At 39.9% G+C, this 12,538-nt stretch carries 9 protein-coding genes; 8 read left to right on the forward strand and 1 reads right to left on the reverse strand.

What is annotated here, in order from left to right; genetic code table 11:
* Nucleotides 1-79: 79 nt before the first annotated feature.
* The gene (locus tag NG796_RS20795) at nt 80-1,354 is read right to left on the reverse strand and encodes a hypothetical protein (RefSeq protein ID WP_261208992.1); all 1,275 of its coding nucleotides are present in this window, start codon (nt 1,352-1,354) and stop codon (nt 80-82) included.
* Between the two features lie 35 nt (nt 1,355-1,389).
* On the opposite strand from NG796_RS20795, the gene NG796_RS20800 reads away from it, so the two are divergent.
* The 8 genes from NG796_RS20800 (at nt 1,390) to NG796_RS20835 (ending at nt 12,164) form a co-directional block, all read left to right on the forward strand.
* A complete protein-coding gene (locus tag NG796_RS20800) occupies nt 1,390-2,856 on the forward strand; it encodes an MOP flippase family protein (RefSeq protein ID WP_261208995.1) in 1,467 nt (488 codons plus the stop codon).
* A gap of 33 nt (nt 2,857-2,889) precedes the next feature.
* A complete protein-coding gene (locus NG796_RS20805) occupies nt 2,890-3,741 on the forward strand; it encodes a sulfotransferase family protein (protein ID WP_261209005.1) in 852 nt (283 codons plus the stop codon).
* Between the two features lie 371 nt (nt 3,742-4,112).
* On the forward strand, nt 4,113-5,024 hold the full coding sequence (locus tag NG796_RS20810) for a glycosyltransferase (protein ID WP_261209007.1): 912 nt from the start codon (nt 4,113-4,115) through the stop codon (nt 5,022-5,024).
* A 58-nt stretch (nt 5,025-5,082) separates the two neighbouring features.
* Nucleotides 5,083-6,339, forward strand: a complete 1,257-nt coding sequence (locus NG796_RS20815) for a glycosyltransferase (RefSeq protein ID WP_261209009.1) — start codon at nt 5,083-5,085, stop codon at nt 6,337-6,339.
* Nucleotides 6,340-6,413: 74 nt separating this feature from the next.
* Nucleotides 6,414-7,334, forward strand: a complete 921-nt coding sequence (locus NG796_RS20820) for a glycosyltransferase (protein ID WP_261209010.1) — start codon at nt 6,414-6,416, stop codon at nt 7,332-7,334.
* A gap of 96 nt (nt 7,335-7,430) precedes the next feature.
* Complete coding sequence (locus NG796_RS20825) at nt 7,431-9,155, forward strand: right-handed parallel beta-helix repeat-containing protein (RefSeq protein ID WP_261209011.1); 1,725 nt, start codon at nt 7,431-7,433, stop codon at nt 9,153-9,155.
* 88 nt (nt 9,156-9,243) lie between these two features.
* Nucleotides 9,244-10,122: a glycosyltransferase family 2 protein gene (locus NG796_RS20830; protein WP_261209012.1), complete on the forward strand. Its 879-nt coding sequence runs from the start codon at nt 9,244-9,246 to the stop codon at nt 10,120-10,122.
* Nucleotides 10,123-10,934: 812 nt separating this feature from the next.
* Nucleotides 10,935-12,164, forward strand: a complete 1,230-nt coding sequence (locus NG796_RS20835) for a glycosyltransferase family 4 protein (protein ID WP_261209013.1) — start codon at nt 10,935-10,937, stop codon at nt 12,162-12,164.
* Nucleotides 12,165-12,538: the final 374 nt, after the last annotated feature.

Here is a 12,538-nt window from a genome sequence, read left to right on the forward strand (position 1 = left end):
GCCAAGGGGAGCCTAGATGCAAGTCGGGCTCCCCTCTTTATTGCTTTCGTGTCACTGGCTTAGTCTAAACTCCAGTATTTTAGAGTAGGTGGAATAAGTCAGCAATGTAAACTTTTCGACTGCCATCAGGACAAGCATTGAAAGCAATTCGCCGAAAATCCGAATCCCACGCCGGATGAGGATCCACTCGGAGTTCTCTTTTAGGACCAGAAAAGAGTGGGTCTACATGAATTCGTACTAAAGTTTTTTCTTCCCCAGTTTGTAAATCGATTAAACGGAGCGGGGTGGTCCCATCACCAAAGGCTACAGACTCATAGGGATAAGCATCGGTGAGGATATATCGTCGGTTGGGATGCAGGGTAGGATGCCCAGAACCTGGTATCTGATCAATGATCGTGCCATAATCAGTTCCATCATATTTGGCTTTCACGAACCTCAACCCCTCACCATGAATATTCAAATTCATCATGATCGTTTCTCCGTCTGGACACCAATTAGGGTGGTGGCCCCCTTTAGACCATTCAGAATCTGGAATCGCAACATGGATATCTGAGGCATCAGCCTTCATGGTAATTAAGTTCAGCCTTCTTTGAGGCGGTCTGTTCTTAAGCCAGCGCACCAAACTCTGCTTGCGGGCGATCCATCGCAGGATGAACATCAGGCGATCGCCTTGGGGGTTCCATTTGACATGAAACCCATAAAAATCTCCATTTTTATATTCAGCAGCCGGAAAAAATTGCCCACAGAGATCTACAATCTCTTTTATAGACACCAGTAGCTTGCATTCTCCGGTGGAAGTGTTAGTTACAAATACTCCATCTTCAGAGGAAGCTCCCTTGTTAGAAGGAATAGAGTCTGAGGGAATAATTACACCATACCCCTTCTGGGTCTTTCCAATCCTTAACAGACAAGGACTCGCCCCCCACTTACCATCCGGGGATAGGGCATAGATAGATCCCTGAAGTTTTTTCTGGGTGCCTGAAAATGGATCTATACGAATCCCAAATGCTTGCCAAGTCTGAGGATCTACATCATTAAAGAATAACTGGGTATCATCTACACCCCATTGCACTTGAGCCCCGAGCTGGGTGTCCCATCCACGAGTTTCAGCGACCACGCTTTGAACTCCTGTTTCTAGATCAACGAGAAGGACCTGTGCGATGTCTGCCGGTTTAGGTAGACGATCCTCAAAGGGAAAACGAGTTAACGCTAGGTAACGACCTGATGGACTGAAGGGGGAAGTATCGAAAAAGCGGTGAATAACTCCTCCTGTGTCTGGGGTCACACACCAAACCGGAACCAGGGGGTTAAATTGAGTATATTGTGGAAAATGAGCCGATAAGTCTAATGTCATACAAAATTGTTGGGTATCACTGAAAAAATTATACGATGAACCTACGACAACAGGCTGTTAAAGGGATAATTTGGTCAGCATTTCAAACGGTTGGCAGTCAGATCATTTCATTAGGAATTTTCTTTCTTCTTGCCCGTCTCCTAAATCCAACAGATTTTGGTTTAGTTTCTTTAGCGGGGGTTTACTTATCTTTCGTACAAGTTTTCGTAGATCAAGGATTTGCGGAAGCGATCGTGCAACGTCAAAACTTAGAAAAAGAGCATTTGGACACGGCATTTTGGGTAAGTATCTGCATGAGCGGAGTGCTGATATTGGTTACCCTAATTGCTGCTGAACCTATTGCAATCGCCTTTAAGAGTCCAGAAATTTCACCGCTTATCTGTTGGTTATCCTTGGGCTTCTTACTGTCTGCATTAAATAGTGTTCAGCAAGGTCTATTTCGTCGTAAACTTGCCTTCCGCGCTTTAGCGATGAGATCCATTGTGGCCATGATATGTGGCGGCATTACTGGAGTGGTCATGGCTTTCTTGAACTTCGGAGTCTGGAGCCTGGTCGGTCAACAATTAGTAAATGGAACTGTCGGGGTCCTTCTTCTTTGGTGGGCGGGGGATTGGCAACCCGGTTTTAAAGTTTCTAAACGTCACTTTCAAGAATTATTTAGTTATAGCGCTAATATCCTAGGGTTCAATATTCTCAATTTTTTCAACCGGCATTCTGATGATTTTTTAATCGGTTACTTTCTAGGAACTGAGGCTTTAGGCTATTATACTATTGCCTATCGCCTACTGCTCACCATGACTAATCTAATTCGTAACCTTTCTCAAGTGGTACTCCCTACGTTGTCTCGAGTGCAGGATGATAACGAAAGAATGCAACGGGGATTTTATACCGCTTCTCAACTCACTTCTTTAGTTGCCTTTCCTGTTTTTATTGGAGCTTCCGTCTTAGCCCCAGAGCTAATTAATGGCTTATTTGGAGAACAGTGGTTGCCCAGTATTCCGGTGATGCAAATTCTCTCCTTGATCGGAATAGTTCATTCACTAGATGGAATTAGTATTAACGTTATTAAAGCAATGGGGAAACCCGATTGGATCCTCAAAGTCAATATTCTCAATGCTATATTGAATGTGGTGGCATTTATTCTAGTCGTGCGGTGGGGAATAATCGCTGTAGCTGCAGCCTATGTCATTCGAGGTTATTTAATTCCTTTACCGATTTTTTGGCTCATGACCCAAAAATTGATCAGGGTCGAACTGAAAACATATCTTCAAAGATGCTCTACTCCCTTCTTATCAACTTTAGTCATGGTGGGAGTGATTCATGGAGCTAGATATTTTCTGGATGATGTCCTAGAGGTCAAGGCTGTCTTAGCGATTTGTATTTTAGTGAGTGCTATAACCTATGTCCTGGCAATTTGGAAACTTGATTCAAAATTATTTGACCAGGTTATAAACTTGATAAAGTTATCTATTTCATCCAAAAAACAAAAAAGTTCATTGTAACCTCAAAAATCTGTAGAAGTCAGCAACAAATATATGGAACAGCTCATTAAAAAACGGATCTTTCTAGTTGGCTGCCCTAGATCTGGGACCACTTTACTACAAAGCCTACTCGCGGCCCACCCCCAAATTGCATCGTTCCCAGAATCACACTTTTTTCAAAGCCTTTCTCCTGCACAACCTTGGATTCGAGCTTTAGGAATAGGATTGGCTTCACGTCGCCGAGCCAGATATCGCCTTAAAGAGTTTCTAGGTAACATAGGCCAACAAAAAATGATAGACCAGTGCTTGCCACAATGGGCTATTTTTATGAGCCAATACACCTCAGCCTTTACAAAAATTTTGGATCGTCTTACCCAAGCGGAAGGTAAAACGCTCTGGGTGGAAAAAACCCCGGGCCACTTGCACCATATTGAGGAAATTCAAAAATTTGTAAAAGAAGTAAAGTTCATTCATATCATCCGCCAGGGTGCAGATAATGTGGCCTCTTTGTATGAAGTAACCCAAAAGCATTCACAATGGGGGGGATCAAGAAATATTGATCAATGTATTGAGCGCTGGATTGAAGATGCTCAAATTACTCAGGGATATTTGCCCTACCCCAATCATACCGGAGTCAGGTACGAAAAACTGGTGGAAAGGCCCAAGTCGGTTCTCATAGATTTATGCGAATTCTTGGATATATCATTTGATGAAAATATGCTCACTCAATATGGTAAAATGGCCAAGGGAGTTGTTCGCGCTGATGAGTCATGGAAAGCATCCGTCAGCGACCCAATTCACAATGCCAATGGCAAAAAGTTCTACCAACTTTTCAATGATGATCAAAGGCAACATATTCTTGAGCGAGTATCTCCAGTTGACGAAACTCTAAGTCAGCTACTTTAATCGGGAAGGAGCACCCCTCCTAGCTCAACCTTTATTAGTTAAACTGGGGGGCCCATCTTCTTAATCCCAAATTTGGGGTGGCTTCTCAGTCCAACTCAGAGAATTAAGACTTTTGCTCTCTGAGACTATGTAGCAGTGAAATCCATGTTTATGGAGGGGACCCAAATAAAGGATTAAAGGAAGAAGAAAATCTTAAGCTAAATTAACCTACTAGCACTCCTTATATCTTAGTGCTTTCTTCTTTACCCTAATCCGAGCAGCCAGACTCCTAGAAGCCCAAAACTTTAGGTAATGGATTGAATAGAGAAATAGTCTAAACCCTTATAAAATGTGTTAGACTCAATATATATACAGAGGATTAAGATAAACTCATGGGCAACCTTGATACTCCTTTTGTGTCCGTCATTATTCCCGTTTTTAATGATTCAAAACGTTTGGTGGCTTGCTTACAATCTCTAGAAAACCAAACTTACTCGAAAAAATCATATGAAGTTATTGTTGTTGATAACGGCTCGGATGAAGAGATTAAAAGTGTAGTTCTTCAATTTAGTCAAGTGGTAGTCACTGAAGAAAAGGCTCCCGGTTCTTATGCTGCTCGGAATAAGGGAATTTCTCTTGCGCAAGGGGATATTTTTGCTTTTACCGATTCCGATTGCATCCCCCATGCTGATTGGATTGAAAAAGGAGTGGACAATTTGTTGGGTGTTAATAATTGTGGTCTGGTGGGAGGGAAAATCAATATTTTCTTTAAAGACACAACAAATCCAACGGCTGTTGAGCTTTACGACAGTGTTATGGCTTTTCCCCAGAAAAATTATATAGAAGGAGATAAATTTGCTGTGTCTGCAAATCTTTTTACGTTTCGGTCAATTTTTGAAAAAGTTGGACTTTTCGATACGGAAGTAAAATCGGGAGGGGATTATAACTGGGGTCGCCGAGTATTTGCGGCTGGTTATCAGTTAATTTATGCACCAGATGTTTGTGTGGATCACCCAGCCCGTTCTTCATTTAAAGAGCTTTACAAAAAAATTGTACGAGTGATTGGAGGCCAGTATGATTTAAGTCAAAACAGTCCCCTTTATCCCTCTAATAAATTCCTTAAATTATTAGGTAGAGATTTAATTCCTCCCTTTAAATTTTCTGTGTCTATATTATTTAGCGGAGAAGTTAACGAATTTGATAAAAAAATAAAAATTATAGCCGTCAGGTGGTATGTAAAATATACCAGGGCCTGGGAAAGAGCTAAATTACAATTTAAGGTGAGTAAAGTTAGAGAAAGGTAAAGGATAATTAACCCTTTCAACAGTTTAATATTAAACCCATAACGTCTCTCGGAAAACAATGAAGGTCTTACACTTAAATACCTCCTATGGAGGAACGGGTTCTGGAAAAGGAGTAGCTTGGCTTCATCAAGCTCTAAAAGAAGCTGGAGTCGAATCTAATGTGCTTGTATCCGGTCAAACAGTAGCTAACCCAAATGGCTTAAAGCCTCAAAGTAATTTGGCTTATAAATGGAGCCGTCTATTATATAAGTTAGATAAATTTCCCTTGAAGTTTTATCGTAATAAAGTTTCACATCCATCTTTTTCTCCAGCATGGATTTCTCAAAATATTAAACAAGAAATTGACCGGATTAATCCAGATGTGATTAATTTACATTGGGTTTGTGGAGGCTTTGTCAAGCCCGAACAAATAGCCACATGGAATAAACCTTTAGTTTGGACCCTCCGAGATATGTGGGCTTTTACAGGAGGCTGTCATTATGACAGAAATTGTAATAAATATCAAAGGTCTTGTGGGGCCTGTCCTATTTTGGGGTCCCAAAATGACAATGATATATCCAAGCAGCTTTGGGAAAGAAAAGCCAAATCTTGGCAGGGTATCAATTTAACTTTGATTGTCATTAGCAATTGGCTAGCTGATTGTGCCAGAAAGAGCAGTCTCTTTAAAGATTCCAGAATAGAAATTGTTCATAATGCAGTAGATGCATCAAAATTTAAACCCCTCCCTAAAAATCAAGTTAGGGAATTACTTGGTTTAGATTTAACCCATAACCTTGTACTTTTTGGGGCCTTAAATGCAACGGGAGATCCCCGAAAAGGTTTCCAATATATCACCCCCGCTTTGCAAGAGCTGGCGAAAAGTAGTTTAGCAGGAAATACTGAGTTAGTTGTTTTTGGCTCATCTCAGCCTGAAAATGCTCCGGATATTGGAATGAAAGCCACTTATCTCGGTACAGTCAATGAAGAAACAAAACTGGCTCAAATTTATGCAGCAGCCGATGTAACTTTAGTGCCTTCCGTTCAGGAAGCCTTTGGAAAAGTTGCAATTGAATCATTAGCTTGTGGGACTCCTGTGGTGTCGTTTGATTCAACAGGATTAACAGATATTATCGAACATCAAAGAAACGGTTATCGAGCAAACTGTTTTAGCAGTGATGATTTAGCGCAGGGAATTCTCTGGGTATTAGAGGATGAGGAACGCTGGCAAACGCTCTCCCATCGCGCAAGACAGAAAGTAGAGGAGGAATTTACACTTCCGATTCAAGCTGCGGCTTACATCAAGATATATGAAGATATTTTACAAAAATCAATGTAAAATAGCCTCTTGAAACAGTGTAAAGTAGAGAGGGTTGACATCCAACACTTGAATCCAAATTAGAGAACTGCGTCATGAAAGATTTTGGGGTTATCGTTGCTTGTTATGATAAAGACTATAGCTTTGCTAAAGGTTGCTGTGCAAGTATTAGATATTTTTTGGGTGATGTTCCAATTGCCTTAATTGTAGATGGTAATTTTTCGATAAAAGAATTAGAAAATGCCTATGGAGTTCATGCACTCTACCGGCCTGAATCTGCTCATGAATGTTTAAGGGACAAAGAATGGCGATCTTCCACCAAGATGCTGGCATTTTGGGAAAGCCCCTGGGAATATTTCCTTTATTTAGATGCGGATATTGTTGTATGGGGCGACTTACTAAAGTTTGCAAATTTTACAGACTATGACATGATTATTGACCATCCGGCTTATGAATTTACGAATGAGGCAATTAACAAGTGGTTTTTCAACGGAATTCAAATAGAAAAGTATTTTCCTGATTTTCAGTGGCAGCAACGTCCGTACTTTTGTACAGGTGTATTTTTTGCAAAGCGAAATATTTTTGATTTAACAGAATATCAAAAGCTATTGGAGTTAAGGTTAGCTAATCCCAAAATGTTTTATGGGATGGATCAAGGTTTATTAAATTTAATGATTTTTCGGGCGGCTGATCGCGGAGAAATCAGACTCAAACAAGAGTCGATGCAAGTCATTATTTCTAATTTTTCTATTTCTGAACTAAACCAACGGTTTCCGATGGATAAAACAGGACCAATTTGTATCGAAAATGATGCGACAGTCATTCACTGGTCGGGTCAAAAGCCTTTTATTTCTCGCTCAACTGTTTACTCAGAACCGATGAATTTTTTTAGACGGAAGTTTATCCAGGATGCTTGGGGCTATCAAGGGTTAAGAGCAGAGTTGATGTTACAAATAGAAGATTTTAAGATGTACAAAAATAAATTAATGCGTCGATTGATTCCCTGGAGTAAATAAAAGCCGGAGGAAACCAAAGATTAACGGATTAAGATATGTCAGGGTAAACCTTTACTATAAATCAACAGTAAATGTACAACAGGACGAAAAAAGCAGATGAGAAGGAGAAAAAGACATAAGATTTTTTATAAAGTTGCGCTTTTTAGTTTGATTATTATCGTGGTCTTGCTTGGAGTGATAGCTCGCAACCCCGCACAACACACTATTGCTGAATCCTGGGGTCAAAATGATTATATAGGTTGGACACCCCTGCCGGAAAATATATTTAATGAAAATAGAATTTCGCAAGTTATTTATGTTGATATCAATCGAACTAATGCATCGGATGATAACCCCGGTACTGAAAAATTGCCGCTAAAAAATATTCATAAAGCGGCCAATATAGCCCTACAAAATTACAAAAATGAAAAAAGTACAAAAATAATTGTTTTCCCCGGGGTTTATCGAGAAAGCATATCTTTAACGGTTGATAAACCCAGTCAAAAAGCGCTGATAGTTTTTGAAGCTAAGGAATCTGGTTCAGTACTTTTGTCCGGTTCAGATTTGTGGCAAAATTGGACGCCGTTGCCTAATGCAAATCTTTATATGCATGATTGGCCTTATAATTGGGGAATTTCCGATAATCCTTGGCCTGCCACTATTGAGTTGGAACCGATAGTCCTTCGTAGAGAAATGATATTTGTCAATAATAATTTATTGAGGCAAAGAACTTCATTATCAGAGGTAAGCGAAGGTGATTTTTATGTATCAGAAGAAAATAAAAAAATTTATATCTATCCCGAATCAAAACTAGAGAAAAATATAGAAAATCTTAAAATTGAAGTGGCTACTCGTGAAACTATTTTTTTTTCAAGAGGAGTTAATAATTTAGTGGTAAGGGGATTTCAGTTTCATCATGCAAGCTCGGAATTTTTTAAAATTCCGAGTGTTACGATTCGCAAGGCAAAAAACATCTTGATTGAAAATGATGAATTTTCTTGGAATAATACAGTTGGCCTGCAAATCGCTCAATGTGAAAATGTCATTGTCAAAAATATTAAAGCAAACAATAATGGTATTGCTGGAATCACGGGAAATAGATTAACCAATGTGCTTTATGAAGAGGTTGAAAGTTCGTACAATAATTGGCGAGGAGATTGGGGAGGGTTTTATAAATGGGCTCCCGGTCAAAAATTTTTGTTCTTACGGAACGCAACCTTCCGTAGATATAGAGCAGTGGGTAATCGAGCAGCAGGACTTTGGCTTGATTTTGATAACGCTGGGGTGAGGATAGATGAATCATACATTTGCAATAATTTTCATGCAGGTCTATATATTGAAGCAAGTCGTCACATCCACGTAACGAATACGACGATCTGTAACAATCGGGCGAATCCTAAATCTGCTTTTCATCATCCAGGCATCTTGGGAACGACTTCTAGCCATGTTGTTTTAGAAAACAATAAAATTTGTGGAAATGATCGCTCCCAAATCAAAATCCAAGTGGTTAAACCTACTGGGCTTCGCGAGGTTTTTAATTGGGAAACTGAAGAGACATATTTTTTAAAATCTGAATATTGGATTGTCAGAAACAATCGAATTATTGCTAACAACAAAGACCAAATGCTCATTTATTTGCAGCAAAATTTGGAGGATTTTTCAAGAACTTTATTGTCCGACGGAAATTTGTGGTATAATCCTGAAAATAAGCGAGTCTTTCAAGTTGATGAAAACAGACCCCGCTTGTCTCGAAAAAGTTTTCAGGAATGGAAAATTTTGACTAATCAAGATCAACATTCCGTTTTTGGGGCTACAGGTTTAGACTTTCAGTGTGATTCTTAATCGCTCATTGACTCTTCTGTAGTCAAGGTGTGAGAGCAGAGCCTTAAACAACAGTTAAGTTAGAGGGGAGTTTTTAAAAAGATTTGCTATGATTAATAAAGAATCAGTTTATGTAATTATCCCAGTACACAACCGTAAGGCCCTAACCCTTAATTGTCTAGAACACCTAACAAAAACGGGAGATTACCAGCGTTATCATATTCTTGTGGTGGATGATGGTTCCACCGATGGAACGGCAAAGGAGATCGCTGCTTCCTACCCAGATGTAACCCTGTTACCAGGAAATGGGGACTTATGGTGGACTGGTGCGATCGCCGCCGGGATGGAATATGCTAACAGCAAAGGAGCAGAATACTTTATTTGGCTCAATGACGATTGTTTACCGGAACCCGGTACTTTACCTTTACTTCTAAAGGTTACCCAAGAAAATCCCGATACAATTACCGGTGCAGCTTGCTATAGCGCCGATTCTAATTCTCCCATTAGCAATGGATTTATCGGAAGAAAATCATTGATCGTAAGTCCCGAAGAAATTATATTTGTTCAAGGAATGTCTGGGTTTTGTGTTGTAATTCCTCAATCGGTATTTGCAAAAATTGGGCCACCTGAAGCAGATAAATTTCCTCAATATTCCGGAGATGATACTTATACTTTAAAAGCCACTCGTTCAGGATTTAAAGCTTGTATTGTCGGAAGCGCTAAGGTTATTCTGGTTGGTAAAGTTCGAGTGACTCATAATATTCAGCACTATATTCATCCTAGCCAGAGTATTACCCAAACTTTTAAGGCATTATTCTTGAGTAAAAAATCTCCATACTATTTACGGAGCCGGTTTTTTTATCATATACAAAAATATGGATATATTTTGGGGGCTTTCCTGTTTGCCCTTAAATTTAAACTATGGGTACTTCAGTGGTTACAGAAAGAATTTTTTCTTAAAAATATGGATCAAGTTGAAGTCAAGTAAACTGCTGATGGGGAGTTAGTATGAATTTTAATTAATTCTGACCGATTGTTAATAAATTTAGAGAGGGTCTGAGCGATCGCCAGAATTTGACCAATCACAGTTCGACCCTTGCTCAGTTTTCAAAAAATATCTCTAACTCGACTTCTATGAAGAAATACTCTCCGGGCAATAATGAATGGTTAAATCATAAAGCATAGGGGGATGATTGACTGACCTATATAATGTAGTAGGAGTAAGAATTAAATAGCAATCTTAAGCTCATTAAAATGAAAGCAATGGGGTTTATTTCAATCTAGCATTATTTCCTTTGAGCGGCTTATTTATATTGAAGCTTAGGAAACTGTACCTCGCCATTGCGTCCAATGGGGAAATAGGAAAAAATCAAAGCTTAGTCAATGGCAGTAAAATCTTGGGTAACAATCTATAGGTTTCATATAATTTTGTAGGTGAAATATGGAGGAAATCTAAGAAAACGCTTCATTCCTTTCATTAAAATACTCAAGATTCAGATTTGGTCGAACGTTTTAGTCTAACCTATGAAATGTACTCGGATTACCCGTCAGAAGCGTGATCCATCTCAGTATCGAAGTCTTGATCTATTACGCAACTGGGATAGACACCTTGCAGTAGATGCGCGACGACAAAATCTTAGGCAATGGGCCTTTATGAAATTTAAAACTCCACATTCAACCCCAGGCCGAACAGACACTGACTCTACGGGATTCTCAAATACATATTTAGGGTTGGTCCAATAGTAATTTCCTGTGTACTATAGGGTAAACTATGAATATGTCCAGGAGGATGGTTTACCTATGAGAGTGCTTGTTTCTAGCTATGCTTGTAGACCCCATGTTGGCTCTGAACCGGGAGTGGGTTGGAACGTTATTCAGCAATTGGTCAAATATCACGAAATTTGGGCGATTACCCGAGAAGACAATCGCCCTAGTATTGAAGCAGAACTAGCTCAAAATCCTGTAAAGGGATTGCACTTTATTTACTATGATTTTCCGGATTGGGCAACTTGGTGGAATAAAAACCAACGAGGGGTTCAATTTCATTACTATTTATGGCAGATTGCGGCCTATTTTTTAGCCCGCAAGCTTCACCAAGAAGTCCAATTTGACTTAATTCACCACGTGACTTATGTGCGTTATTGGACTCCTAGCTTTATCGCCCTACTTCCGATTCCCTTTATCTGGGGACCTGTTGGTGGCGGAGAATCTGCACCCAAATCTTTGCTCGGACACTTGAACCCTCGTGGTAAAGTTTACGAAACATTACGGGACTTGGCTCGTGGGATAGGAGAGATAGACCCTTTCGTACATCTGAGTGCTCAACGCAGTGTCATTGCCTTAGCGACCACGGAACAAACAGCAGCACGGTTGCGGAAACTGGGGGCTAAAAATGTGCAAGTGGTTGGAGAGTGTGGGATGAGTTCTGATGAAATAGAGAAGCTACATAATCTACCAGCTCCCTCTTCTTCCCCAGTATGCTTTATCAGCATTGGACGACTTTTACACTGGAAAGGGTTTGACTTGGGCCTTCAAGCTTTTGCAAAAGCTAAAATCGAAGGTTCTCAATACTGGTTGGTAGGTGACGGTCCCGAAAAGTTACGGCTTCAAACATTAGCTTCCCAACTGGGTATCGCCGATCAAGTGAAGTTTTGGGGAAAGTTGCCACGGGAAGAAACTTTGCGCCGACTTGCAGAAAGCCACGTTCTGGTTCACCCTAGTTTACACGACTCGGGAGGATGGGTTTGCTTAGAGGCAATGGCAACGCAACGCCCGGTTATTTGTCTTGATCTTGGAGGACCAGGGATTCAAGTAACTGAAGAGACAGGGGTGAAAATTTCTCCCGACAGTTTTGATGAAGTTATCGACAACCTTGCAAATGCATTCACGCTTTTGGCGAATGATCCAAAATTACGGGTGGAGATGGGAAATCAAGGCTATCGGAGGGTGAACGAGGTCTATCAATGGGATGTCAAAGGTTTATTTTTGGCCCAACTTTATGAAAAAACTGTTAATTCAGTCTCTTGGTAGGACTGCCCTTGAATATTAATCTAATCGTTCACGCATTTTTTGAGCAGTTATAAAACTCAACAGTCACTAAATAGTTTATATTCTGTTGTTGGTCGAAATAAGGGGGTGAAGACTGTCACCCTATCTTAACCTTTAGGCAATTTTGACAACCCGCTTGAAAATGAGTGAACATTAGGGTTATAATAAGAAGATGGACACTTTGGGGAGGTAATGCTATAGTTATGTAGATGTTCTCCTCTAAAATTGTCCCTCTAGCCAAGGGTAAAATACCAATTTTAGCAGGGGTTATAAACGCTGTCGTAATTCCCGCTCAAATAATAAGACTATAACCTGGATAATATTTCTTTATTTGTATTCCTTAAATCGGGAAAAAA

It is taken from the genome of Laspinema sp. D2d (assembly GCF_025370755.1).
GTDB lineage: Bacteria > Cyanobacteriota > Cyanobacteriia > Cyanobacteriales > Laspinemataceae > Laspinema.